This window comes from Streptomyces sp. NPDC037288 (assembly GCF_055603265.1).
This window is the reverse complement of record NZ_JBVJVY010000015.1, coordinates 98,498-123,181: the sequence shown is the minus strand read 5'-3', so window position 1 is coordinate 123,181 and position 24,684 is coordinate 98,498. Positions and strand designations below refer to the sequence as shown.

Annotated in this window: 22 protein-coding genes and 1 pseudogene; 9 read left to right on the top strand and 14 right to left on the bottom strand. The window is 72.3% G+C overall.

What is annotated here, in order from left to right; genetic code table 11:
* The first annotated feature begins 25 nt into the window (after positions 1 to 25).
* Positions 26 to 1,246 (top strand): exo-beta-N-acetylmuramidase NamZ family protein, encoded by a 1,221-nt coding sequence (locus tag ACZ7GZ_RS19505; RefSeq protein ID WP_471025607.1) that lies wholly within the window; start codon positions 26 to 28, stop codon positions 1,244 to 1,246.
* An 83-nt stretch (positions 1,247 to 1,329) separates the two neighbouring features.
* Positions 1,330 to 2,628: a serine-threonine protein kinase gene (locus ACZ7GZ_RS19500; protein WP_471025605.1), complete on the top strand. Its 1,299-nt coding sequence runs from the start codon at positions 1,330 to 1,332 to the stop codon at positions 2,626 to 2,628.
* 22 nt (positions 2,629 to 2,650) lie between these two features.
* Here ACZ7GZ_RS19500 and ACZ7GZ_RS19495 read toward each other — a convergent pair whose 3' ends face one another.
* Complete coding sequence (locus ACZ7GZ_RS19495) at positions 2,651 to 5,437, bottom strand: penicillin acylase family protein (protein ID WP_471025603.1); 2,787 nt, start codon at positions 5,435 to 5,437, stop codon at positions 2,651 to 2,653.
* A gap of 208 nt (positions 5,438 to 5,645) precedes the next feature.
* Between ACZ7GZ_RS19495 and ACZ7GZ_RS19490 the strand changes: the two genes are divergently transcribed.
* The 3 genes from ACZ7GZ_RS19490 to ACZ7GZ_RS19480 all read left to right on the top strand — a co-directional run bounded on the left by ACZ7GZ_RS19490 (position 5,646) and on the right by ACZ7GZ_RS19480 (position 8,455).
* Positions 5,646 to 6,248: a hypothetical protein gene (locus ACZ7GZ_RS19490; RefSeq protein WP_471025601.1), complete on the top strand. Its 603-nt coding sequence runs from the start codon at positions 5,646 to 5,648 to the stop codon at positions 6,246 to 6,248.
* Positions 6,249 to 6,355: 107 nt separating this feature from the next.
* Entirely contained in the window at positions 6,356 to 7,084 is a 729-nt protein-coding gene (locus ACZ7GZ_RS19485) for a 3-keto-5-aminohexanoate cleavage protein (protein ID WP_471025599.1), read from the top strand.
* A 303-nt stretch (positions 7,085 to 7,387) separates the two neighbouring features.
* Positions 7,388 to 8,455, top strand: a complete 1,068-nt coding sequence (locus ACZ7GZ_RS19480; RefSeq protein WP_471025597.1) for an RNA ligase (ATP) — start codon at positions 7,388 to 7,390, stop codon at positions 8,453 to 8,455.
* A gap of 79 nt (positions 8,456 to 8,534) precedes the next feature.
* On the opposite strand, the gene soxR is transcribed toward ACZ7GZ_RS19480, so the two are convergent.
* Positions 8,535 to 8,993: a redox-sensitive transcriptional activator SoxR gene (gene soxR / locus ACZ7GZ_RS19475; protein ID WP_471025595.1), complete on the bottom strand. Its 459-nt coding sequence runs from the start codon at positions 8,991 to 8,993 to the stop codon at positions 8,535 to 8,537.
* A 105-nt stretch (positions 8,994 to 9,098) separates the two neighbouring features.
* Here soxR and ACZ7GZ_RS19470 point away from each other — a divergent pair, with 105 nt between their 5' ends.
* Positions 9,099 to 9,560 (top strand): MaoC family dehydratase, encoded by a 462-nt coding sequence (locus ACZ7GZ_RS19470; protein WP_471025593.1) that lies wholly within the window; start codon positions 9,099 to 9,101, stop codon positions 9,558 to 9,560.
* A gap of 21 nt (positions 9,561 to 9,581) precedes the next feature.
* On the opposite strand, the gene ACZ7GZ_RS19465 is transcribed toward ACZ7GZ_RS19470, so the two are convergent.
* The 3 genes from ACZ7GZ_RS19465 to ACZ7GZ_RS19455 all read right to left on the bottom strand — a co-directional run bounded on the left by ACZ7GZ_RS19465 (position 9,582) and on the right by ACZ7GZ_RS19455 (position 11,794).
* A complete protein-coding gene (locus ACZ7GZ_RS19465) occupies positions 9,582 to 10,205 on the bottom strand; it encodes a TetR/AcrR family transcriptional regulator (RefSeq protein ID WP_471025590.1) in 624 nt (207 codons plus the stop codon).
* Positions 10,206 to 10,278: 73 nt separating this feature from the next.
* Complete coding sequence (locus tag ACZ7GZ_RS19460; protein WP_471025588.1) at positions 10,279 to 10,566, bottom strand: YiaA/YiaB family inner membrane protein; 288 nt, start codon at positions 10,564 to 10,566, stop codon at positions 10,279 to 10,281.
* 76 nt (positions 10,567 to 10,642) lie between these two features.
* Positions 10,643 to 11,794: an acyl-CoA dehydrogenase family protein gene (locus tag ACZ7GZ_RS19455; RefSeq protein WP_471025713.1), complete on the bottom strand. Its 1,152-nt coding sequence runs from the start codon at positions 11,792 to 11,794 to the stop codon at positions 10,643 to 10,645.
* A gap of 101 nt (positions 11,795 to 11,895) precedes the next feature.
* On the opposite strand from ACZ7GZ_RS19455, the gene ACZ7GZ_RS19450 reads away from it, so the two are divergent.
* From ACZ7GZ_RS19450 to ACZ7GZ_RS19440, 3 genes are all read left to right on the top strand, one after another.
* Complete coding sequence (locus ACZ7GZ_RS19450; protein ID WP_471025585.1) at positions 11,896 to 12,537, top strand: TetR/AcrR family transcriptional regulator; 642 nt, start codon at positions 11,896 to 11,898, stop codon at positions 12,535 to 12,537.
* A 46-nt stretch (positions 12,538 to 12,583) separates the two neighbouring features.
* Complete coding sequence (locus tag ACZ7GZ_RS19445) at positions 12,584 to 13,297, top strand: ArsR/SmtB family transcription factor (RefSeq protein WP_471025582.1); 714 nt, start codon at positions 12,584 to 12,586, stop codon at positions 13,295 to 13,297.
* 215 nt (positions 13,298 to 13,512) lie between these two features.
* A complete protein-coding gene (locus tag ACZ7GZ_RS19440) occupies positions 13,513 to 14,451 on the top strand; it encodes a DMT family transporter (RefSeq protein ID WP_471025579.1) in 939 nt (312 codons plus the stop codon).
* 50 nt (positions 14,452 to 14,501) lie between these two features.
* Here the strand turns inward: ACZ7GZ_RS19440 and ACZ7GZ_RS19435 are convergent, their stop codons facing one another.
* The 9 genes and pseudogenes from ACZ7GZ_RS19435 to ACZ7GZ_RS19395 all read right to left on the bottom strand — a co-directional run bounded on the left by ACZ7GZ_RS19435 (position 14,502) and on the right by ACZ7GZ_RS19395 (position 24,567).
* Positions 14,502 to 15,584 (bottom strand): Zn-dependent alcohol dehydrogenase, encoded by a 1,083-nt coding sequence (locus ACZ7GZ_RS19435; RefSeq protein ID WP_471025577.1) that lies wholly within the window; start codon positions 15,582 to 15,584, stop codon positions 14,502 to 14,504.
* Positions 15,585 to 15,599: 15 nt separating this feature from the next.
* Entirely contained in the window at positions 15,600 to 16,988 is a 1,389-nt protein-coding gene (locus ACZ7GZ_RS19430; protein WP_471025574.1) for an aldehyde dehydrogenase family protein, read from the bottom strand.
* A gap of 155 nt (positions 16,989 to 17,143) precedes the next feature.
* A complete protein-coding gene (locus tag ACZ7GZ_RS19425; RefSeq protein WP_471025572.1) occupies positions 17,144 to 17,830 on the bottom strand; it encodes a class F sortase in 687 nt (228 codons plus the stop codon).
* Positions 17,817 to 18,500, bottom strand: a complete 684-nt coding sequence (locus tag ACZ7GZ_RS19420; RefSeq protein WP_471025569.1) for a hypothetical protein — start codon at positions 18,498 to 18,500, stop codon at positions 17,817 to 17,819. Before ACZ7GZ_RS19420 ends, ACZ7GZ_RS19425 begins: the two co-directional genes overlap by 14 nt.
* Positions 18,501 to 18,604: 104 nt before the next feature.
* A pseudogene (locus tag ACZ7GZ_RS19415) lies at positions 18,605 to 19,432 on the bottom strand (hypothetical protein).
* A 21-nt stretch (positions 19,433 to 19,453) separates the two neighbouring features.
* Complete coding sequence (locus tag ACZ7GZ_RS19410; RefSeq protein WP_471025567.1) at positions 19,454 to 20,854, bottom strand: CitMHS family transporter; 1,401 nt, start codon at positions 20,852 to 20,854, stop codon at positions 19,454 to 19,456.
* Between the two features lie 124 nt (positions 20,855 to 20,978).
* Entirely contained in the window at positions 20,979 to 23,210 is a 2,232-nt protein-coding gene (locus tag ACZ7GZ_RS19405; RefSeq protein WP_471025564.1) for a molybdopterin oxidoreductase family protein, read from the bottom strand.
* Between the two features lie 117 nt (positions 23,211 to 23,327).
* On the bottom strand, positions 23,328 to 23,945 hold the full coding sequence (locus ACZ7GZ_RS19400) for a TetR/AcrR family transcriptional regulator (RefSeq protein WP_471025563.1): 618 nt from the start codon (positions 23,943 to 23,945) through the stop codon (positions 23,328 to 23,330).
* A 64-nt stretch (positions 23,946 to 24,009) separates the two neighbouring features.
* A complete protein-coding gene (locus ACZ7GZ_RS19395) occupies positions 24,010 to 24,567 on the bottom strand; it encodes a hypothetical protein (protein WP_471025560.1) in 558 nt (185 codons plus the stop codon).
* Positions 24,568 to 24,684: the final 117 nt, after the last annotated feature.

Sequence of the window (24,684 nt, the reverse complement as noted above, 5' to 3'; positions counted from 1 at the left end):
CCTCGACACGACGGAGGCCACCCCTATGCACCTGTCCCGACGGAACCTACTCGCATCCGCCACGCTGGCAGCCGCCCCGCGCGCACCCCATCACCGCCCACCACTCCGCACCGGCTTCGAAAGGCTCGCAGCCGACGGTTACCCGGTGCTCAGCGGCCAGCGCGTCGGCATCGTCACCAACCCCACCGGCATCACCGGGGACACCGCCCACATCGTCGACGTGATGCACCGGGACCCCCGCGTCAGGCTGACGGCGGTCTTCGGCCCCGAACACGGCTTCAGGGGCACCGCGCAAGCCGGCGGCTCCGAGGGCCGCTACAACGACCCGGCGACAGGACTGCCCGTCTACGACACCTACCTGAAGAGCGGGAAGCCCCTCGCCGACATCTTCACCAGCGCCGGCGTCGACACGGTCGTCTTCGACATCCAGGACGTCGGCGCCCGCTTCTACACGTACATCTGGACGCTCTACGACTGCATGGAGGCCGCCCAGCTCGCCGGCAAACGCTTCGTCGTCCTGGACCGCCCGAACCCGGTCACCGGACGGGACGCCCAAGGCCCGGTCCTGCACGAGGAGTTCGCCACCTTCGTCGGCCGCCGGCCCATCGCGCAGGCGCACGGAATGACCGTGGCGGAGCTGGCACGGCTGTTCAACGGGCGGTTCCTGGGCAAGCCGGTCGCGCTGGACACCGTACTGATGAGCGGCTGGAAACGGACGCAGTTCTACGACGCCTCCGGACTGCCCTGGGTCCCGCCGAGTCCGAACATGCCGACCCCGGACACGGCCCTCGTCTACTCGGGCACCTGCATGTTCGAGGGCACCAACGTCTCCGAGGGCCGGGGCACGACCAGACCCTTCGAACTGCTCGGCGCCGAGGGCATCGACGGCCGCTGGGCCGCCGCCGCGAACGGGCTCGGGCTGCCCGGGGTGCGGTTCAGGGAGGCGTACTTCGCGCCCACCTTCTCCAAGTTCCAGGGCAGGACGGTCGGCGGAGTGCAGATCCATGTCCACGACCGGGCCGCCTACGACCCCGTACGCACCGGTGTCGCGCTGCTGGTGACCGTCAGGAAGGTCTGGAGCGGCTTCGCGTGGCGCGCGGACAACTGGATCGACAAGCTCACCGGTTCCGCGCGGGTGCGCACGATGATCGACGCGGGAGCGGGCACCGACGAGGTGACCGGTGCCTGGCAGGAGGAGCTGGCCGCGTTCCGGCGGACCCGAAAGGAATATCTCCTGTACAAGTGAGGCGCGGTGTATGGCCAACTCTGCCCCGGAGCAGGACGATACGTCCGCGACGCATCGTTTCAGGGGGGACGAGGGAGCCTGACATGGCGGATCCTGGGATGAGCGTGACTCCCTACTGGGAGCTGACCTTCGACGCGGACGGGGACGTGGCGGGCCCCGAACGCGACCGTCTGGTGGCGCAGGTCACGGAGCACGGAGTCCGTGACCTGATCGTCTTCGCGCACGGCTGGAACGACGACCGCTCGGGCGCGACCGCGCTGTACCGCCGTTTCTACGCGCCGATCCCGGCGCTGGCCCCACGGGCCCGCCTCGGCTACGTGGGCGTGATCTGGCCGTCGATGCGGTTCAGCGACGAGCCGATCCCGGACTTCCCGAAGTCGTCGGCGGCCGTGGCGGCGGAGACGGCACCGGGCCCGGCGCTGGACAAGGACACCCGGCGCGCACTGCTGGAGACCTTCCCGGGCCGCGCGTCCGTGATCGACCAGCTGGCCCGGATGCTGGACGAACGGCCGGGCGGTGCCGCGGGGTTGACGGAGTTCGGGCGGCTGGTGCGGCTGCTGGTGGACGCGGAGCCGCCCGGGGTGGCCGACACCGGCGAGGAGGGCGAGCCGGCCGTGTTCACCGGGGACCCGGCGACGGCCTGCGACGCGTTCGCCGACGCCCTCGCCGCGGTCCGGTCACCCGGCGCACCGGCCGGTTTCAGCATCCCGAACCCCTGGGACGGCGCCAAGGAGCTGCTGCGGCAGGCGGCGTACTACACGATGAAGCGGCGTGCCGGGACGATCGGCGAGCACGGACTCGGGCCGGTGATCGGCCAGTTGGCGCACGCGGCACCCGGGGTGCGGGTGCATCTGGCCGGGCACAGCTTCGGCGGGCGGCTGGTGTCGTTCGCGCTGCGCGGGCTGCCCGGCGACGTACGCGCGGTGAAGTCCGTGACCCTCCTCCAGGGTGCCTTCTCGCACTACGCGTTCGCGGACGGGCTGCCGCAGGACCCGGGCCAGGCGGGCGCGCTCAGGGACCGGCAGCGGCGGATCGACGGTCCGCTGGTGTGCTGCTACTCGCACCTCGACTCGGCCCTCGGCACGTTCTATCCGCTGGCCTCCCGGCTGTCCGGGGACGACCGCTCGTGTGCGGGCAGCGAGATCGCGGCCGTGCTGGGCCCGCGATGGGGCGCGCTGGGCCATGACGGGGTGCAGGCGGTGCCGGGGACCGCCCGGCTGGACCTCGCGGCGGCCCTCGCAGGACCGCTGCCGGCGGCGGGGTGCGTGAACGTCGACGCGGCGGCCGTGGTCCGGCGCGGGGGTCCCCCGACCGGGGCGCACAGCGACATCCTGCACCCCGAACTGGCGCGGCTGGTGCTGGCGGCGGGCCGTGTCACCTGACCCGCCGCCAACCGCCGTCGGCCTACCGGTGTGAGGTGTACTCCACCACCTGCTGGAACGTCGGCCGGTTCTGCCAGCTGATCCTGCCGTGCTTGATGCCGCCCAGGGTGCGCTGGACGATGGAGTCGGCGCACCACTGGTCACCGGCCGAGCACTGGTCGTCGCCCGGGTAGACCTGGGCGGCGGTCGTCCCGGCCGCCTGCTTGAGGGTGCCGATCAGGGTGTCCCGGCAGGCGCCGAGACTGCCGCCGCCGCAGTACTTCTCGGCGAGCCCGCCCCGCACGCTCTCACCGAGCACCGACCGGATGTCCTTGTCGACATAGCTCCACCAGCCGTACTGGAAGGCGCTTCCGGCGTGCGAGCCGGTCGGGCCGTGTCCGGCGGAAGGGGTCTCGTCGATGGGCGCGTTGCCCGTGAAGGCGGTGTACAGGTCGGTGCCGAGGCCCGGTTCGAACTCCGCCCTGACCAGCAGCGGCCACCAGGCGTCCAGGATGCGGATCGCGTCGGCGTCGGCGTAGGCCTTGGAACCGGCGGAGGTCTCCGTGCGCTTGGCGCCCGCGGTCACCCATGCCTGCAGCTTGCTCACCGCGTCGGCGGCCGTGGAGTCGGTCACCGGCGAGGAGTTGATCACCCTGAGCAGCTTGGGCAGCACGTCCTCGGCGCGCAGGTCGGCGAGGGCCGCGTCCGCCATGGCCTGCACCAGCTTGGTGCGGGTCACCCCGCCGGCCGCGACCAGCTTCCTCACCCGGTCGTCGAGCAGGTTTCCGCGGTGCACGGAGCCGTCGGCCCAGCCGGCTGCCGCGTAGTCCTTGGCCTGCTTGTTGTTCCAGGAGACGTAGTAGTCCTGGTCGACGGAGTTGGGGTGGGCCGAGGCCGGGGTGTAGTCGGCCGTGTTGGTCGCCGGGTCCCAGTTCCGCCACTCGTACGCCGGCTGGGCCCAGGCCGGGAAGTCGGCGGCGACCCCGTCGGCCCGGACCGGGTTGTCGCCGCTGTTGTAGTACGCGGTGTGCTGGGAGTCGGCGTAGAACCAGTTGAAGGTGTAGTTGATGTGCTGGGCCGCGCTCTGGAAGTCCTTCGGGCCCTTGACGTAGCCGGGGTCGTTCAGCATCTGGAAGCCGATGATCGAGTCGGCCTCGTGCAGGTAGGAGGAGCGCAGCGAGGTGTAGGCGACCTTCTTGCCGCCGACGGTCGCGCGGTACTCCACCGGGCCGTACTTCGTCCGCCAGACCCGCATCGTGTACGACCCCGCCGGCGTGCCGTCGGCCGTGGTCGGTGACCAGGTGTTCTTCTGCTCGATCTTGTCCATGGCCGTACAGGTGCCGTGGTACAGGTAGTGGTAGTCGTCCTGGCACAGTTCGACGGCGTAGGTGTCGATGATGTCCTGGCCGGAGGTGGTCGCGCTCCAGGAGTAGTCCTGACCGCGGCCGAGTTCGACGTACATGCCCAGACCGGCGAAGGAGGCGCCGCGCGCGCTGATGCCGGGCCCCTGGATCTCCTGCAGCATGAGCAGTTGCGGGGCGAAGTAGCCGGTCTGCGGTCCGAAGACGGCGATCGGGTGGCCACTGGCGGTGTGCTTGCCGCTGACCACGAGCGCGTTGGACATACCGCGCCTGGCCGAGCTGAGCGTGGTCTTCGCGGCGTTGGCGGAGGTGCTCTCGGCGGCGGTGGTGGCCGCGCTGCCCGTACGGTCGTAGACCAGCGGTTCCTGGGTGACCGAGCCGGCGTCGGGCAGGGCCTCGCCCCTGGCGTCGGCGGGTTCGGCGGCGTACGGGAAGCTCTCGCCGTCGTGGACGGTCAGGACGGCCTCGGGGTCGTTGCGCTCACGGAAGGACTCCCAGACCTTGGTGCCCTCCTCGACGCCGTACTTGGACTGCGCGGCGATCAGCGAGAGGGCGTTGTTGACCTCGCCGCCTCCCCCGGCACCGAACAGCGAACCGATCACGGAGGCCAGCGCCACGAGGTCGGTGACCTTGAAGTGCCCGATGGTGCCGGCGTTGGTGATCGGGTCCTTGTGGCCGGTCAGGTCGTACTCGCCGGGGAAGTAACGTCCACTGTCGGAGGCGTCGATGTAGGCGTTGATGCCGTCGAGGTAGGCCTTGACGTCGGCGAGGGCCTGCTGACCGCGGGCGCCGTTCTTCGCCACGGCGTTGTCGATCTGCGCCTGGAGGTCGGCCTCGGTGTAGGGCGCGTTGCGGTAGAACTCCTGCTCCAGGCCCTGGTTGGCGGCGGCGCCGCCGGCGAATGAGGTCAGCTGGCCGCGGCCGACGTGCCGGAAGACGTCCATCAGCCACAGCCGGTCCTCGGCCGCCGCGTAGCCGGCGCCGTACTCGGTGCCGTACCGGGTGGTACCGGTGATGTGCGGCACACCGGTCTTCTTGTCCCGGACGATCGTCACGTCGCCGCGCCCGCCCGGCTTCTCGGTGGAGGCGACCTGGTCGGACGGCACGCCGAAGGAGGAGTCGTCGAAGAAGTTGTTGATCTTGGCGTCGGTCAGGCCCGAGTAGCCGCTCGCGAGGTTCGCGTACGGGCCGAGCTGGTCCTCGGCATGCGACGGCTGGGTGCCGAAGGCCTGGTTGAGCAGGATCTGCGCGAGGGTCGCGTTGCCGTTCTCGCCGGGCGGCAGGATGTCCGAACACTGGCCGCCGCAGTAGTCGTTCGAGGCAGCGGCGTCCGCGGCGGCCGGCGTCTGGGTGAGGGGGGAGAGAAGTCCGGCGACGAGCACGCATATCGACGCGGACTTCAGGAACCCGGTGAGGCGGCGGGACGTTCTCAGTCTGTCAAGGGCGGTACGTGGGGTTCGCCGTGGCATGGCAGCTCCTAGCGACAGGGGTGGCCGAAGGTTACCGCCGGTATCCCCAGGTTTGAAGATGAGCAAGCGTCACTTTCCGTAGTGCGCAAGCGGAATCACGAGAAGAGATGGAGCCGAATCGCCTGTCGATACGTCTATTCGGCGACGTCCGTGCGATGACGCCGAAGTGACCGAAGTACAGGTGCAGGTGTGACGGAGGTGCAGGGCGATGGCCGGTTTCCGGAGTCTGGCGAGACAGGTACGCGATCCGGACTGCGATCTGGCACTGCGGCGGTACTCGCTGCGCAAGTGCCTTGAGAAGTTCGCCCCTTACGGGCATCGGGCGACCTGGGACCATCTGTGCTCCCGGGCGGGCTTCGGCCCCGAGGACCGCTCCCCCGACCCGGTGCGGCTCGTGGCCGCACTGGAGGAACTGGAGGAGGCCCGCTGTGTCTGGCTCGCCTACGAGACCGAGTTCACCGAGCGGCGCAGGAAGGAGAAGCACGACGGGCTGCGCAGGCCGGGCAGCGTGGACGACTGGCACCGGCTGACCTGGGGCGGCTTCGGGGTCGCCTGGTGCGACGACCCGCGGATCCACCCCGCCGAGCCGCTGGCGGAGGTGCTGCGCCGGCTGATCGCCGCGCTGGAGCGGCAACCGGGCGCGGGCTGCCCGGTGTGCGGCGCCGACCGCCTGGTCTGGCGGTACGGCCTGGACCACGAGCCGTCGTCCGGCCCGGTCTGCACGGACTGCGGCATCCTCGTGCCGCGACCGGTTCTCACCCCGCAGGCACTGGAGTTCGCAAGGCGGGGGCGGCTGCTGATGTCGGCCTGAGCGGTGGTTTCAACGGGGGGTGTTCTGGGGGGTGCGTAGGGGATGCCGCACCCCCTGCTGTGCGGCGCCGCGGGGCCGTTGTCCGTGGGAACCGGCACCATCGAGGCATGGTGCAGGTGTGTCTGAACGGGAGCCGTTCCGCGGCGGACGGCGTGAGCGTGCCGCTGTCGCCGCAGGACCTGGCCCGGTCCGCGGCCGACGCCGTGACGGCCGGGGCCACCTCGGTCCATGTCCACCCGAAGACGCCGTGCGGACACGACAGCCTCTCCCCGCGCGTCCTCGCGCCGGCCCTGGGGGCGATCCGGTCCCGGGTGTCCGTACCGGTCGGGGTGACCACCGGTGCCTGGGCCGAGCCCGACCCGACGGCACGGCTCGCCCGGGTGCGCGGCTGGTCCGTGCTGCCCGACTTCGCCTCGGTCGACTGGCATGAGCCGGGTGCCGAAGAGGTCGCCGAGCAGCTGCTCGCGCGGGGCGTGGGCGTCGAGGCGGGCATCTGGTCCGGCACCGACGGTGCGGCCCGGTTCGCGGCCTCGCCGCTCGGGCCGAGAGTGCTGCGGGTACTGGCCGAGGTGACCGACCCGGACCCGGCGACCGCCGAGGCATCGGCGCGGGTCCTGCTGGCCGAACTGGGTAGCGCCCACGACCGGCCGGTGCTGCTGCACGGCGAGGAGGGCGGCACCTGGCCGGTGCTGCGGCTGGCCGGACGGCTGGGCCTGGCCACCCGGATCGGCCTGGAGGACACCCTGTGGCTGCCGGACGGCGGGCGTGCGGACGGCAACGCTCAGCTGGTCGCGGAGGGGCTGGTCCAGTACGGGTCGTTCCAGCGGTCGCCGTAGGGCAGGCCGAGCGGCTCGGCACGTGTCGCCGGGTCGCTTCCCCCGCGCCCGCGGGCGGGCGCGTGCCGGGCGAGCAGGGGGCATCGTGCACGGGATCGCGGCGCAGGTCTGGTTCCGTCCCCCGCCGACGCCGTCCGGGTGCCGGCGGCGTGTGCTTGGGAGCGGCTCGCGTCGCCACCGCGTGCACGACGGTGACGGCGGCCGAAGGCGCCGACGTTAGCACCCTCAAATCCGCTCGCTCCAGCCGATTCCCGTGCGGACAGTGGAGGCGATGAAACCGAACCGATGAACACGGGGAGTCCCATGTCCACCCTGCGGGTCACCGCCGAAGTGCTGACCGTCCACGAGCATCCGAACGCCGACGCGCTCGAGCTGGCCCAGGTCGGCCTGTACCGGGCCGTCGTCGCCAAGGGTGCGTACCGCACCGGTGAGGCCGCCGTCTACATCCCCGAGCAGTCCGTGCTCCCGCCCGGGCTGATCGAGGAGCTGGGGCTGACCGGACGGCTCGCGGGCGGCGAGGCCAACCGGGTCAAGGCGGTACGGTTGCGCGGCGAGCTGTCGCAGGGCATCGTGTGCCGCCCGAAGGAACTGGCGGACGTCGACCTGCCGAGGGCGGCGGCCGAGGGGACGGACTTCGCCGAGCGGCTGGGCATCACCAAGTGGGTGCCGCCGATCCCGCCGACCATGAACGGCGAGGTGGAGTCGGCGCCGGACCTGCTGCCCTGGGTCGACATCGAGAACGTCCAGCGCTACCCGGACATCTTCACGCCGGGCGAGCCGGTCGTCCTGACGGAGAAACTGCACGGTTCGGCATGCCTGCTGACGTATGTCGCCGACGAGGGACGGGTGTACGTGTCCTCCAAGGGCTTCGGCGCCAAGTCCCTGGCGCTGCGGGAGGATCCGCGCAACCTCTACTGGCGGGCGGTGCGCGGGCACGGGGTCGCCGAGGCGGCGGCACGGCTGTGCGAGCGGCTGGGCGCGCGACGGGTCGGGATCTTCGGCGAGGTGTACGGCGCGGGGGTGCAGGACCTCTCCTACGGCGCGGACGGGCGGCGGGACACGCTCGGGTACGCGGCGTTCGACGTCTCGGCGGAGGTGGACGGCGCCGTACGGTGGCTGGACGCGGCGGAGTCGCTGGAGGGCGAACTGCCGGTGGTGCCCCGGCTGTACACGGGGCCGTACGACATCGACCGGGTGCTGGAGTGCGCGAGCGGGCGCGAGTCGGTGTCCGGGCGGGGGCTGCACCTGCGGGAGGGAGTGGTGATCCGTCCCGTGGCCGAGCGGTACAGCGCGGTGACCGGGGGCCGGGCGATCGCCAAGGCGGTCAGCCCGGCGTACCTGACGCGGAAGGGTGGCACCGAGTACGAGTAGGGCGACGGTGCCGCAGTTGCCCAGGCGCGTGGGGCCCTGTCGGTACGGGGCCCCGTCGCGTGGGCCCCGTGGCCGGCTTTCAGCGCCCCTCCGCCAGCAGGCGCGACCCCGTCAGCCGTTCGCCGAACACGTCGTCCGGGTTGGACAGGACGCAGTTCTCCATGGACAGGCATCCGCAGCCGATGCAGTCGGTCAAGTGGTCGCGCAGACGGTTCAGCTGCTTGATGCGTTCGTCGAGCTCCGAACGCCACTTCTCCGACAACCGCGCCCAGTCCTCCCGGTTCGGCGTCCGCTCCTCGGGAAGCTCCGCCAGGGCGTCCCGGATCGTGGCCAGCGGGATGCCGACCCGCTGTGCCGCGCGGACGAAGGCGACCCGGCGCAGGGTGTCGCGGCTGTAGCGGCGCTGGTTGCCGGACGTGCGGCGGCTGCTGATCAGGCCCTTGGACTCGTAGAAGTGCAACGCGGAGACGGCGGCGCCGCTGCGCGCGGACAACTGGCCGACGGTCAGTTCAGGGATCTTCTCGGGAATCTGCGGCACTCCTCAGAGCCTAGCGGCCCGGCACCGGCCGCGGTCCGTTGACAGGCGCCCCTCACCCGGCCATGCTAAGCAGTCGCTTAGAGATGCGAGCGAGAGGCCGGGAACATGACAGAACCAAGGACCTTCACCTCCCCCGACGAGCTGCGGGCGGCCGTCGGTGAGCAGCTGGGGTACACCGACTGGCTGGAGGTCGACCAGAAGCGCATCGACCTGTTCGCCGAGGCCACCGGCGACCACCAGTGGATCCACGTGGACCCGGAGAAGGCCGCCGCGGGGCCGTTCGGGACCACCATCGCGCACGGTTACCTGACCCTGTCCCTGCTCCCGCTCTTCGGCCCGCAGCTGATCCGGGTCGAGGGCGTGAAGATGGGCGTGAACTACGGCACGAACAAGGTCCGCTTCCCCTCCCCCGTCCCCGTCGGCTCCCGGCTGCGCGCCACCGGGAAGATCACCGGCGTCGAGGACGTCACCGGTGGTGTCCAGATGACGGTCGCCTTCACCGTGGAGCGCGAGGGCGGCGACAAGCCGGTGTGCGTCGCGGAGTCGGTGGCCCGGTACTACGTGTAGGCCGGACGGACGGGCGGGCGGCTACTTCGCGCCCACCATCCGCAGGACCAGGTCGGCGTAGAGCGCGCCGACCTCCTCCGGGGTGCGCGGGCCGTTCACGGTGAACCACCGGGCCACGTCGATGCACAGCGACAGCACGGCGAGCGTGGTGCCGTGGACGTCCAGCACGTCGAACTCGCCCGAGGCCACGCCGTCCTCGATGATCCCGCGCACCTCGGCGTCGACCTGGCGGCGCAGCGCGACGATCTCGGCGCGGGCCTCGGGGCCGAGCGCGTCGAGTTCGTACTGCACGACCCGTGCGGTGGTGCGCCGGCCCGCGTGCCAGCGGACGAAGGAGCTGACCGCGTCGGCCAGCCGCTCGGCCGCGGTGCCTTCCCGCCGCGAAGCCGTGCGCAGGATGTCGAGGGCCTTGTCGTGGCCGATCCGGCTGATCCGGTGGAGCAGCTCTTCCTTGGTCTTGTAGTGGATGTAGAGCGCGGCCGGGCTCATTCCGGCGCGGCCCGCGATGTCTCGGGTCGTCGTCGCGTGGTAGCCGCGCTCGGCGAAGGCCTCCACGGCGGCGACGAGCAGCCGCCGGGCCGCGTCAGGGGTGACCTCTTCCCACGGCTCCACTTCGCCGCCGGTCGTCTCCTCCGCCGTACTCATCGCTCGCTCGCCCCTCTCGATGACAGGAGCACCACCATACCGCCGACGGTGAGCGAGCGCTTAGTGCGGCGGCTCAGAGCTTTTCGAAGGGGTCGTGTTCGGCCAGCAGCTTCTCCAGGCGTGCCTGGTCGACACGGCTGACGATCTGACCGGCCTCCTGGCGGTCGCGGACGACCTTGGCGAGGGTGAAGGCGGAGGTGACGAGGTAGAGGACGGCGACGGCCAGGAAGGCCCGCACCCAGGCGTCGGCGTTCAGCCGGAAGATACCGATGGCGGTGGCCGCCATGGCGACCGCGAACGAGGCGACGGCCTGGCCGTAGAAGGCGGCCGTACTCTGCTGCTTGACCGGTGTGTCACTCATGGCAGAGAGCTTCGGCGGATGTGGCTCGCGCCACATCCGCCGAAGTACTCAGACGCGTACTCAGCCGGACGCGTCCTCAGAAGGCCGAGACCCCGGTGAGGGAACGCCCTATGAGCAGCTTCTGGATCTGGCTGGTGCCCTCGTAGAGGGTCATCACACGGGCGTCGCGCAGGAGTTTGCCGGCCGGGTACTCGTCGATGTAGCCGTAGCCGCCGAAGACCTGGAGGGCGTTGTTGGCGGCGCGGACGGCCGCCTCGGAGGCGAAGAGCTTGGCCTTGGAGGACTCGACGGCGAACGGCCGCCCGCGGTCGATCAGGTCGGCGACCCGCCAGGTGAGCAGCCGGGCGGCGTCCACGTCGACGGCGATGTCGCTGATCAGCTCCTGCACCAGCTGGTGACGGGCGATCGGCTTGCCGAACTGCTCGCGCTCACCGGCGTACCGCACGGCCGCGTCCAGGGCGGCCTGGGCGATGCCGACGCAGCCCGCGGCCACCGACATCCGCCCCTTGGCCAGTGCGGACATGGCCACCGAGAAGCCCCTTCCCTCGTCCCCCAGCAGCGCCGAGGCCGGCACCCGGACGTCCTCCAGCACGAGTTCGGCGGTGGCCTGGCCGCGCAGGCCGAGCTTGCCGTGGACGGTGCGGCGGGTCAGGCCGGGGGTGTCGGTGGGCACGAGGAAGGCGGACACCCCCTTGTGGCCGGGGGCGTCGGTGGAGCGCGCGAAGAGCAGGACGACGTCCGCCCATGTGCCGTTCGTGATGAACATCTTGGTGCCGTTGACGACGTAGTCGTCGCCGTCGCGTACGGCACGGGTGGTGAGGTTGCCCGCGTCGGAGCCGGTGCCGGGCTCGGTGAGGCCGAAGCAGCCGACGTACTCGCCCGCGGTCAGCCCCGGCAGCCAGCGCCGCTTCTGCTCCTCGTCACCCCAGGCGGCGACGGTCTTGGCGACGAGACCGAGGGAGACGGAGACGATGCCGCGGACGGACGAGTCCCCGCGGCCCAGTTCCTCCGTCACCAGGCAGTACGCGAGGTGGTCGCCGCCGGAGCCGCCGTACTCCTCGTCGATGGTCAGCCCGAGGAAACCGACCTCGCCGAGCTTCTTCACGATGCCCCGGTCGACCTCTTCGGCGCGGTCCCAGGCGATCACGTGGGGGGCGATCTCGCGCTCCACGAAGTCCCGGGCGAGCTGCCGTACGGCGGCCTGCTCCTCGCTCAGCTCCAGGTTCACCACGCGATCACCCCACAGAAGAGACAGCTACGGCAGATCTTGAAAGCCGTACATTTAAATTAGCACTGCTAGTTTCCGGTCGCAGCCCTACTATGTGCGCCATGGCCCGACCGCGCAAGCCCCTCCTCAGCACCGACCGGATCGTCGAGACGGCCCGGGAACTCGTGGACCGGGAGGGACTGGCGGCCGTCTCCACCCGCCGGCTCGCCGCCGAACTGGGGGTGAGCGGACCCTCGCTCTACAACCACTTCCGCACCAAGGACGAGATCCTGGAGGCGGTCGCCGACTCGGTGAGCGGCCTGGTGGACCTGTCGATGTTCGAGGACGGCCGCGAGTGGCGGACCGCGCTGCACGACTGGGCCGTCTCCTACCGGGCCGCCCTGCGCGACCACCCGAACATCGTCCCGGTGCTGGCCAGGGGCCCGGGGCGGCGCCCGGCCGCACTGCGACTGGCCGACGCCGTGTACGGCGCGATGGTCGACGCGGGCTGGCCGCCGGCCCAGGCGACCTCCATCGGCGCGCTGATGCGGTACTTCATCATGGGCTCCGCGCTCGGCTCCTTCGCCGGCGGCTTCGTGGACGACGCGAGCGCGTACGACCCCGCCGACTATCCCCACCTCGGCCAGGCCCACCTGCTCGCCGAGCAGCAGGAGAAGATCGACGAACGGGCCTTCGAGACGGGGCTGACGGCACTGCTGGACGGGCTGGCGCAGCAGTACGAGCAGGTGCGGCAGAGCGTGTGAGAACAATTCGGTGGGCACCGAAGTGTCGGTGCCGCATGCTGGCCGCATGACCACCAAGGACCCCCTGGCGGCCGGCCTCGCCTCGCTGGCGGCGCTGGTCGCCGACGAGACACGGGCCGCGTGTCTGCTGGCGCTGCTCGACGGGCGGGCCTGGACCGCCGGCGAGCTGGCCCGGCATGCCGGGGTCGCCGCGTCGACGCTCAGCGAGCATCTGGGCAAGCTGGTGGCCGGCGGGCTGCTCGCGGAGGAACGGCAGGGGCGGCACCGGTATGTCCGGCTGGCCGACGCGCGCGTGGCGGGGCTCGTCGAGGATCTCGCCGCGCAGGTGCGTGTGCCCGCGGCGGCGGTACGGCCACGTTCGCTGCGGGAGTCGAGCGCCGGGGCCGCGATGGCGCGGGGCCGTACCTGTTACGACCATCTCGCCGGGCGGCTCGGAATCGCGGTCACGGAGGCGCTGACCCTGCGCGGGCTGCTGCGGCAGGACACGGGGTTCGCGCTCACGGATGCGGGGGTGGAGTGGTTCGCCACGGCGGGTATTCCCCTCGATGTCTCGAGCAGACGGCCGCTGGCCCGTGCGTGCCTCGACTGGACCGAGCGGCGCCCGCACCTCGCGGGGGCGGCGGGGGCCGCGCTGTGCCGGCACGCGCTGGATGCGGGGTGGTGCGAGCGGATCGGCTCGGCGCGGGCCGTGAGGGTGACTCCGTCGGGGGAGCGGGAGTTGGCGGCGCTGTTGGGTATCTCGCCGGGTTCGCTGCGGTGAGATCCGGCTACGGGGGTGGGGATTTCGTCGTCTGCCGGGTGCGGGCCCGTGGCCGGCCGGTCGCGCGGTTCCCCGGCGCCCCTTCGAGGCCCCGCGGCCGCCGTGGCCGCACCAGGCGGTCCGCCCCCGCCCAGCCCCGGCACCCGGCACCCGGCACCGGTGCACTGTCCGATACCCGGCCGGCAAGGACACCGTCCCTGCCTCACCTCTGGAGCATGATGAACGCCGCCCCACGTCACCACCTGCTGCCCGCCGCCGCAGCCGTCGTCGCCGTCGTCCTGTGGGCGTCGGCCTTCGTGGCGATCCGGAGTGCGGGGCACGAGTACTCGCCCGGTGCGCTGGCCCTGGGCCGGCTGGTGTCGGGCACCGTCGCCCTGGGAGTCATCTGGGCCATACGCCGGGAAGGGCTGCCGCCCAGGGCCGCCTGGCGCGGGATCCTGCTGTCCGGGGTGCTGTGGTTCGGGTTCTACATGGTCGTCCTGAACTGGGGCGAACAGCAGGTGGACGCCGGCACCGCGGCCCTCGTCGTGAACGTCGGCCCGTTGCTGATCGCCCTGCTCGGCGCCCGGCTGCTCGGTGACCCGATGCCACCGGGGCTGCTGGCCGGGATGGCCGTGTCGTTCGCGGGCGCGGTGACCGTCGGCCTGTCGATGTCGGGCGGGGGCGGATCCTCCGTGCTCGGTGTGGTGCTGTGCCTGCTCGCCGCGGTGGCGTACGCCGCCGGTGTCGTCGCGCAGAAGCCGGCCCTGGGGCACGCGAGTGCCCTGCAGGTGACGACGTTCGGGTGTCTGGCCGGCACCGTGGGCTGTCTGCCGTTCGCCGGGCAGTTGGCGCACGAGGTCGCCCACGCACCCGTGCCGGCCACCCTGAACATGGTCTACCTGGGCGTCTTTCCGACCGCGCTCGCCTTCACGACCTGGGCCTACGCCCTGGCCCGCACTACCGCGAGCCGGATGGGCGCGACGACCTACGCCGTGCCCGCGCTGGTGGTGCTGATGTCCTGGCTGCTGCTCGGCGAGGTGCCGGGGGTGCTCACGCTGGCCGGCGGTGTGCTGTGTCTCGCGGGCGTGGCGGTGTCCCGGTCCCGGGCACGCGGCGGCCGTACGGTCCGGGTCGCGGCCGGTGAGGAGCCGCGACCCGAGAAGGTCACCTGAGGCGCCGGAAGACCCGGCACCGGTCGACCGCCGTCAGAACACCACCTGCGTCAGAACACCACCAGCGCCCGGCCGCCCTTGCCCGCGAGCATGTTCTCGAAGGCGGCCGGGATACCCTCCAGGGCGATCCGCTCGGTGACGAGCGCGGAGAGGTCCAGGCGGCCCTCCCGCACGTGCTCGGCGAGCACGGGCAGGTCGCGGGCCGGGTCGGTGTTGCCGTAGACGCAGCCGGACAGGGTGCGGCCCCAGTGGAAGATCTCCAGGGCGTTGAAGGTGACCTCCTGGTCCTTGCCGCCGATGCCCACGACCGTCGTACGGCCACCCCGGCGGGTGGCGTCCCAGGCCGCGCGGATCGACACCGCGCGGCCCACGCACTCCACGGAGACGTCGACGCCCTGTTTGCCGGTCAGGGCGCGGATCTCGCGGGCGGTCGTGTCGGAGGCCAGGACGTAGTCCGTGGCACCGGCCGCTCTGGCCAGCTCCTCCTTCTCCGGGGAGACGTCGACCGCGACGATCCGGGAGGCGCCCGCTATCCGGGCCGACTGGAGGGTGGCGAGGCCGACTCCGCCCACGCCGAACACGGCCACGGTCTCGCCCTGGCGGACCTTCGCCGAGTGGTGGACGGCGCCGTAGCCGGTGAGGACGGCGCAGCCGAGGAGGGCGGCGTCCACCAGCGGCACCCCCTCCGGAAGCGGCAGCACGCAGGACGCGGAGACGACCGTCTCCTCGGCGAACGCGGCCACGTTGAGGCCGGGGTGCAGGTCGGTGCCGCCGGTGGTGCGGGCGTAGACCTCGGCGGCGCCGTTGAGGGCGTTCGCGCACAGCCAGACCTCGCCGAGCGCACAGGCGTGGCAACTCCCGCAGGACGGGGCCCAGTTGAGGACGACCGGGTCTCCTTCGGCGACGTGCGTGACACCCTCTCCGACGGCCACGACCGTACCGGCGCCCTCGTGGCCGAGGACGGCCGGGACCGGTACGCGCATGGTGCCGTTGGACAGGGACAGGTCGGAGTGGCAGACACCGGCGGCGGCGAGGCGGACCCGGACCTGCCCGGGGCCCGGGTCGGGCAGGTCGATGCCGGTGATCTCCAGCGGGGCTCCGACGGCGGGCAGGACGGCGGCTCGTACGGTCATGACTCGTGTACTTCCTCAGAACTGGAGGGACTTGGTCTGGAGGTACTCGGCGAGTCCGTGCGCGCCGAGTTCCCGGCCGACCCCCGACTGCTTGTAGCCCCCGAAGGGGGCGAGGGGGTTGAACCGGCCGCCGTTGATGTCGACCTGTCCGGTGTCCATACGGCGGGCGAAGGCCACCGCCTCGGCCTCGTCGCCGGCCCAGACGGCGCCCGCGAGGCCGTACACCGTGCCGTTGGCGATGCGCAGGGCGTCCTCCTCGTCCTCGTAGCGGAGGATGGACAGGACCGGGCCGAAGATCTCCTCCTGGGCGATCGTCATCCCGGGCGTCACGTCCGCGAAGACGGTCGGAGTGATGAAGTAGCCGATGTCGCTGGGGGATTCGGGGCCGCCGGTGACCAGGCGGGCGCCCTCGGCGATGCCCTTCTCGATGTAGCCGCGCACCCTCTCCCGCTGCTTGGCGCTCACCACGGGGCCGATGCGGTCGCCGTACTTGGCGGCGGCCGTCGCGGCCAGCTCGACGGCCTCGTCGTACTGGTCGCGGTGGACCAGCATGCGGGTCCAGGCACTGCACGTCTGGCCCGAGTTGGACATCACGTTGGCGACCCCGACGTGCACCGCCTTGGCGAGGTCGGCGCTCGGCAGGATGACGTTGGCGGACTTGCCGCCGAGTTCGAGGGCCACCTTCTTGACGGCCGCGCCCGCCACCGCGCCGATCTGCCTGCCGACCGCCGTGGAGCCGGTGAAGGAGACCAGGTCCACGCCCGGGTGCTCGGCGAGGGCCTGGCCGGCCACCGGGCCGAGGCCGGTGACCAGGTTGAACACTCCGGCCGGCACGCCCGCCTCGTGCACCGCCTCGGCGAACAGCTGGGCGGTGAGCGGGGTGTCCTCGGCGGGCTTGAGGACGACCGTGCAGCCCGCGGCGAGCGCCGGGGCGACCTTGGCGACGATCTGGTGGAGCGGGTAGTTCCAGGGCGTGATCGCGCCGACCACACCGACCGGCTCGTGCAGGACGGTGGAGTTGCCGACCTTCTCCTCGAAGGAGTGGCCGGCGGCCAGCTCGGCGTAGGAGCCGGCGACCGCGATCGGCACGGCCGCGTGCACGGCCCGGGAGAACTGCGGCGGGGCGCCCAGCTCCTCGGTGACGGTCTCGGCGATCTCGTCCTTGCGGGCCACGAGGACGTCCCGGAGGGCGGTCAGACGTGCGGCGCGCTCGGCCGGGGGCGTGGCCGCCCAGGCGGGGAGGGCGGCGCGGGCCGCACGGACGGCGGTGTCGACGTCCAGGGCGCCGCCCGCCGGGACCCGGGCGACGACCTGCTCGTCGGCCGGATTCACGACCTCGATGACATCCGTGCCCTCGGCGGGGCGCCAGGCGCCGTCGATGTACAGGCCGTCGTGTGCCTTCATGCTGCTTCCTCCCGGCGGGTCTGCGTCGTCCGGCACACAAACTAGCGGCGTTAGTTTTTCGGCGCCAGACGTACCAGGAAATCATCGCCGGGGCGGCCGGCGCCCACGCACCGGGTCGGGCGGCCCGCCGGGGCGCTCGGTCGCGGCCGGGCGCGTCACCTGGTCGCGCTCAGGTGGGCGAAGACGACCACGTTGCTGGTGTAGCCGGTCCGCCGGCTGTAGAGGCCGCCGCAGGTCAGCACGCGCAGTTCCGGTCGCCCGACCGGGCCGTAGACCTCCTTGTCCGGGAAGCCCGCCTTGTCGAAGACCTTCATCCGGTCCACGGTGTAGACGGCGGTACGGCCGTCGGCGCGCTTGACCTCGATGAGCTTGCAGGGTTTGACCTGGGCGAGCGCCGCGAAGACGGCCGGGCCGGTCATGGTGTCCCGGTGACCGACGGCGATCGCGGTGCCGGACTCGCCCGGTGTGGGGCCGCCCTCGTACCAGCCGACCAGCCTGGGCCTGTCCACCGGCGGAGTCTCCAACTGCCGTTCGCCGTCGAGCCGGAGGCCGGTGATCGGCGCGTCGACGCCCAGGGAGGGGATGCGGAAGGACGTCGGCCGGGACGGGGGCAGCGGTCGGGGCGAGGGCCCGGAAGGGGGCTTGCAGGATTCCTCCCCGTTCGCACCCCCCTGGCCGGCGGCCGACACCGCGTCCGGGTCGTCCGCCCGGCCGGGCCCGGCATGCCCGCCCCACCAGCGGTTGCCCGCCGTCACCAGGACGGTCACCAGCAGGGCCGTCCTGGTCAGGCGGTAGGCGCGGGTCCGGTACCACGGCCTGCGTCTGCGCCTACGCGGCACCATGGGGCCGCCGGCGGATCAGCCGGACATACGCGACACCGCTGACCGCGACCAGGCCCACGGCCGCCGCGGCGGCCAGCGGCGAGTACCCCGCGGCCGTGTCGATGAGACCGCCGCCGCCCGCGTGCACACCGCCCTTCGGCGGGTCGTGGTCGCCCTGCCCCCAGCCGGGACCGTCCTGCTGGTGGTCCTGGTGGTCCTGGTGGTCCTGGTGATCCTCGATCTGCCCCGGACCATGCGCGGGGTCGTTGTGCTCGTCGTGGCAGTTGACGCGGAAGAGCTTCTCCTTGACGGCGCCCGCCGCGACCCAGGTGAGCCTGTACTGCCCGTCGGTCAGGCCGATCGGGTCGGTGTGCCCGGCACCCTCGGCGAGCTGGATGATGCCGGTGACGGTGGACGCCGAGGGCAGCGGGGGCTGGGCCTGGATGATGTAGGCGATGTTGGGCAGGATGTCGAAGTTGACGGCGTCGAGGTAGAACCGGCAGACCACCGGGTCGTCCTTCGAGACACCGTAGGGCACCCCCTCGCGGTGCACCCTGATGTCGCCGTTCGCCCCCTGGGCCACCGCGTTCGGCGCCGCTACCCATGACGCGCCCGCCACGGCGAAGGCGGTGAGGACGATTGTGGCGCCCGCGCGGGAGCCGACGGCACGTGGGAGTGTCAGGCTGGGCATGCGCAATCCTCCGCGAGTTCAGACGATTTTCATACAAATCGCTCTTTCGTCTGAACTCTCCGTCATACGCACCGCCCGCCTGGGCAGCGACGCCCGGCGCGTCGTCAGATATCGCTCGTGCGGCGCAACACCGAGCGTCCCGGCCGCGCCCGCGCCGCGCCCCCTGGCCCCTCTGGCCGCCCCGGCGACCGCAGTGCCACGCCCGAGGACAGCAGCAGCAACGCGCCCAGCAGCACGAACGGCGCCGCACCCCGGCCAGGCCCGCGGCCGGGCCCGCGGCGGCGGGGGCGGCCACCTGGCCGAGCCGGTTGCCGGTCAGCCGCAGCGCGAGCGCCGTGGAGCGGGCCTCCTGGGGTGCCGCCCGCACCACCGTCGTCATCGACAGCGACTGCCCCACGCCCAGGCAGAAGCCGAGGACCGTGAGCAGCGCGGGCCGGCCGAGCAGCCGGAGCAGCGGGGTGAGGACCGGGCGGCAGGCGATCGTGGCGCCGGCGCGGAGGCCGAGCAGGACACCGACGACCGAGGGGGCGATGCCCCGGTGTTCGCCGACCACGGGGAGATACGCGGTGAGGATGTCCGTCGCGGACAGCACCGACAGGCTGATGAGCATGCCCGCGGGCACGCCCCGTTCCCCGCAGGGCGACCGGCACCCGCCCGCCCTGCGGGGAACGGGATCCCGCGGCCGTACGGTCCTCGATGCGCCACAGCGAGGTGAACGCGACCGCCGCGCCGGCGCCCGCCACCACGAGGGCGACCGCGCTGCCGTGCGCGAGGCCGGGACCACCGATGATGACACCGACCGCCCGCTCGTCGGCGCCCAGCGCGAGGGCCCGGTAGGAGACGGCGGGCCGGGCCGTCGACACCGCCCCCTGCGCGAAGCCGAAGGCGAGGACGAGGCGGGGCAGCCAGCCGCGGTTCCCACCGGGCGCCATGGTCGAGACCTCCGGGAACGGTCAGACGATGCCGAAGAGGAGCCCTGCCCCGAGCACCACCAGGGATGTCAGGGCGGCCCACTTGACCACGAACCGGGTGTGGTCGCCGAACTCCACCTTGGCCATGCCGACCAGGACGTAGACGGCGGGGACGAGCGGGCTGGACATGTGCAGGGGCTGGCCGACGATCGAGGCGCGGGCGATCTCCAGCGAGGAGACGCCGTGCGCGTGGCCCGCCTCGGCGAGCACCGGCAGGATGCCGAAGTAGAAGCCGTCGTTGGACATGAAGTACGTCAGCGGGATGCTCAGCACGCCGGTGACGAGGGCCATGTGCGGACCCATGCCGGCGGGGATGTTGCCGACCAGCCACTTCGCCATGTGGTCGACCATGCCGGTGCCCTGGAGCACTCCGGTGAAGACGGCGGCGGCGAAGACCATGCCGGAGACGTTGAGGACGTTCTCGGCGTGGGCGGCGATCCGGGCTCTCTGGTCCGGCATGTGCGGGAAGTTGACGGTCAGGGCGAGGGCCGCGCCGAGCAGGAACAGCACCGGGATCGGCAGCCACTCCATGATCATGGCGGTCAGCAGGGCGACCGTGAGCAGCGCGTTGAACCAGTACAGCCCGGGGCGCAGGGTGGGGCGGTGCGGGTCGAGGCCCTGGAAGCCCTCGTCGCCGTCCGGTCCCTCGGGCAGACCGGGGCCCGAACCCCCGGTACCCGCGGCGGACGTGCCGGCGGACCCGGCGCCCACGAGAACGGTCTCCCTCGCCGTGGAGGTCTCCTCCACCAGCACCTCGTCCAGGGTGAGCACGCCGAGCCGCTTGCGTTCGCGGCGGCCGAGGACGTAGGCGAGGAGGAGGACGAACAGCAGGCCCACGGCCAGGGCCGGGATCATCGGCACGAAGATGTCGCTCGCGTCGACCTTCAGCGCGGTCGCGGCACGGGCGGTCGGGCCGCCCCAGGGCAGCGTGTTCATCACGCCGTTGGCCATGGCGGCGACGCCGGTCATCACGACCAGGGACATCTTCAGGCGCTTGTACAGCGGGTACATCGCCGAGACGGTGATCATGAAGGTGGTGGAGCCGTCGCCGTCCAGGGAGACGATCGCGGCGAGGACCGCCGTACCGACGACGATGCGCAGCGGGTCGGCCTTGCAGAACCTGAGGATGCCCCGCACCGTCGGGTCGAAGAGGCCGACGTCGATCATCACACCGAAGTAGACGATCGCGAACATGAGCATCGCCGCGGTGGGGGCGAGGCCGGTGACGCCGTCGATGACGTAGTCGCCGAGCTTGGCGCCCTTGCCCACGAACACGCAGAACAGCGCGGGGATGAGCACGAGCGCCGCGATCGGCGACATCTTCTTCAGCATGATCAGGACCAGGAAGGTCGCGATCATGGCGAAGCCGAGGATGGTGAGCATGGATGGATACCTAACGTTCGCCCTTGAACATCCCACCTGGGGGTCGGCGGTGCGATGACGTTAGGTCCCGTCGACTGGCGTTAACAAGATGTTGACGTGTGAGCAATAAGCGCGAAAGTCCAGGTCACAGGCTTGCGGCGAGCTGGACGGGGACGCCGTTGAGGACCGCGTTGCCCGAGAGCGGGTCGAGCAGGCTGCCGTCGAGGAGCTGGTTGACGTTGACTCCGGGGGCCGTGGCCGCGTGGCCGAGGCGGGTGCCGGGGCGGTCGTGGCCCCAGCCGTGCGGCAGGCTGACGACCCCGGGTCGTACGGCGTCGGTGACCTCGGCGGGGGCCACCACCTCTCCCCCGGCGCCCTTGACGCGTACGTCCGCCCCGTCGCGGACGCCGAGCCGGGCCGCGTCCTCGGGGTGGATGTGCAGGGTGCAGCGGTTGGAGCCGCCGGTCAGGGCGGGCACATTGTGCATCCAGCTGTTGTTGGAGCGCAGGTGGCGGCGGCCTACGAGGACCAGCCCCTCCGGGCGCTCCTGGAGGGCTTCACGCAGCCGGGGCAGGTCGGCGGCGATCGGCTCGGGCAGCAGCTCGACCTTGCCGCTACGGGTCTTCAGCGGCTGGGGCAGGCGGGGACGCAGCGGGCCGAGGTCGATGCCGTGCGGGTGGGCGAGCAGCTCCGCCAGGCTCAGCCCGTCCGGTCGGGCGCCGAAGCCGTCGCCGTACGGGCCGAGGCGCAGCATCAGGTCCAGCCGCCGCTCGGGGCCGGTCTCGCCGGTGAGCTGTGCGGCGAGTTCGCGCGGGTCGCGGCCGTACACCGGTGAGTGCTGCTCCGTGACGGCCTTGCCGAGGGTCTGGTCGACGACCATGGCGTCGACGGCGGCCGGGTCGGCGCCGTGCATGCCGGTGGCCGCGAGGACCAGCCGGGCGAGGATCTCGCTCTCGGCCATGCGGCCGGGCTCCAGCGGGACGGCGGGCCGGCTGTAGCGGACCTGGTTGCGCACGGCGAGGGTGTTGAAGGCGAAGTCGTGGTGCGGGCTCTGGGAGGGCGGGGGCGGGGGCAGTACGACGTGGGCGTGGCGCGAGGTCTCGTTCAGGTACGGGTCGACGCTGACCATGAAGTCCAGGGACTCCAGGGCCTTGTCGAGGCGGTCGCCGTCGGGCGCGGAGAGCACCGGGTTGGCGGCCACGACGACCAGCGCGCGGACCGGCTCGCCCTCGTCGGTGGCGGTGTCGATCTCCTCGGCGAGCGCGGAGAGCGGCAACTCGCCCTTGGCCTCGGGCAGCCGCCGCACCCGCGAGTGCCAGCGGCCCAGCGCGAAGCCGCGGCCGGGGCCCGCCGGGCGGGGTGTCCTGTCGGTGGCGGCCTGCGGGAAGAGGGCGCCGCCGGGGCGGTCCAGATTGCCGGTGAGGATGTTGAGGACGTCCACCAGCCAGCTGGCCAGGGTGCCGTGCGGGACGGTGCAGCTGCCGATGCGGGCGTAGACGGCGGCGGTGGGGGCGGCGGCCAGTTCGCGGGCGAGGGTGCGGATGACACCGGCCTCGACGTCGCAGGCGCCGGCCACGGCCTCCGGGGTGAACTCCTTCATGGCTTCCCGGAGTTCGCCGACGTCCTGGACGTGCGGGGCGAGGTGCGCGAGGTCGGCCAGGTCCTCCGCGAAGAGGGTGTGCGCCATCGCCGCGAGCAGCAGGGCGTCGGTGCCGGGGCGGATCGCCAGGTGCCGGTCGGCGAGCTTCGCGGTCCGGGTGCGGCGCGGGTCCACCACGGTCAGGTGTCCGCCGCGGGCCTTGAGCGCCTTGAGCTTGCCGGGGAAGTCGGGTGCGGTGCACAGACTGCCGTTGGACTCCAGGGGGTTGGCGCCGATGAGGAGCAGGTGGCCGGTGTGGTCGAGGTCCGGCACCGGGATGGCGTTGGCGTCGCCGAAGAGCAGTCCGCTGGAGACGTGCTTGGGCATCTGGTCGACCGTGGAGGCGGTGAACAGGCTGCGGGTGCGCAGGCCGGCGAGGAGGACCGGCGGGTAGAGGGCGCCGGCCACGGTGTGCACGTTGGGGTTGCCGAGGACCACGCCGACGGAGTCCGGGCCGTATGCCTCCACGACCGGGCGCAGACCGGCGGCGACCGCGTCGAAGGCCTCCTCCCAGGTGGCCTCGCGCAGCCGGCCGCCCCGGCGGACGAGCGGGGTCCGCAGCCGGTCGGGATCGGAGTCGACGGCCCCGAAGGAGGCGCCCTTGGGGCAGATGAACCCCTTGCTGAAGACGTCCTCGCGGTCACCGCGGGCGCCGGTGACGCGGGTGCCCTCGATGCTGAGGGTCAGGCCACAGGTGGCCTCGCACAGGGGGCATATGCGCAGGGCGGTGCGGGACACGGGTCCTCCCGGGGGGGTCGGCGGCGGTGCCGGGCGAGCACGGACGGGCTCGAGGCGAGCATACCGACCGGTATGCACGGAGGGGAGGCCTTCTCGTACGGGGATTCCACCGGACGATCAGTCGAGCACGCGCGCCAGGTACGCCCGCAGCAGCTCCCGTGTCTCCGTGATGATCGCCTCGTCCCCGTCCGGGTCGGTCCGGAAGGCCAGCTGGACGAGGGTGTCCGCACTCTCCACGGCGACCAGGAAGACCCGGCGCAGCTCCTCGTCGGGGGTGCGCTCCAGATAGCCGGAGAGCAGCTTGGTGAGCCGGTCGGCGACGCGGGTGTTGGGCTCGGCCTGGCGGACGCCGACCGGTATCTGGTTGCCGAAGTCGACCAGCGAGAAGCCGGGCGCGGTGCGCTTCATGGCCAGGTACTCGTCGAGGACCGCGTCCATCGCGGCCCGCCAGTCGCCCTTGCGCGCCTTCTCCAGCCGCTCGGTGACGCGCTCGGTGTACCACTCCAGGTTGCGCTGGGCGAGGGCGTCGGCCATCTGCCGTTTGTTGCCGAAGAACCGGTAGACGGAGCCGATGGGCACACCGGCGCGCAGGGCGACCGCGCGGGTGCTCAGGGCGTCGTAGCCGACCTCGTCGAGGAGTTCGGCGCACGCGTCGAGGATCCTGGTCAGCCGTTCGGCACTGCGCCGCTGGACCGGCGCGCGGCGGAGCGATGTCGCATGGGGCACGGGCTTCATGATGCCTCTCCGCCGCGGTCCGGTGAACCTCCCCCTCCCGTACGGACAAGGGTGGCCGGTGCACTCATTTTCCGGCGGCCGGGGCCGTCACCCCGGCCGGCGGCCCGGCCGTCACCGGATCCGCCTCCGAGACCGTTATGTCGGCGGTGCTCTGCACCGGTTTGCCGTGGACGGCCCACACGGTGCCGTCGTCGGCGTACAGGCGCGCGGTGACATGGTGGGTGCCGTGCGGGACGAGGCGGTCGGGCAGGTGGTACCGGGGGGAGCGCAGCCGGGTGACCCGGCGGCCGTCGACGAAGAGGTGGGCGAGCCCGCGCCCGGTGACCGCCGTCGGCCCGGCGCCGGGCGCGGAGCAGCGGAAGTGGTGGAAGGCCAGCCGGAGGTCCCAGCCGCCGCCCGCGTGCGGGGTCACCTCGACACCGACCTGCGGCGCGTTGTTCGGGTCGACCTCGCGCAGATGCCGGCCGGTGCCGTCGGTGGCGTCCAGGACCTTGCCGACGGGCGAGGCCGAAACGGCGCCGGTCCGGGCGGGACCGCCCGCGCAGCCCGCCGCGCCGAGCGGCAGCAGGACGCACGCCGCGAGCGCGGCGAGCGTCCTTCGGGTCCACGACGTCCTGGGCATGCCCGGGAGACTAGAACAAGGCATCGGTCCGCCGAATCCGCCTGAAGTCGGGTTCCGGCCACCTCACGCAGTCCCTCGGACGTAGTACCCCGTGCCCTCTTGCGCCCGCCTCCGCGC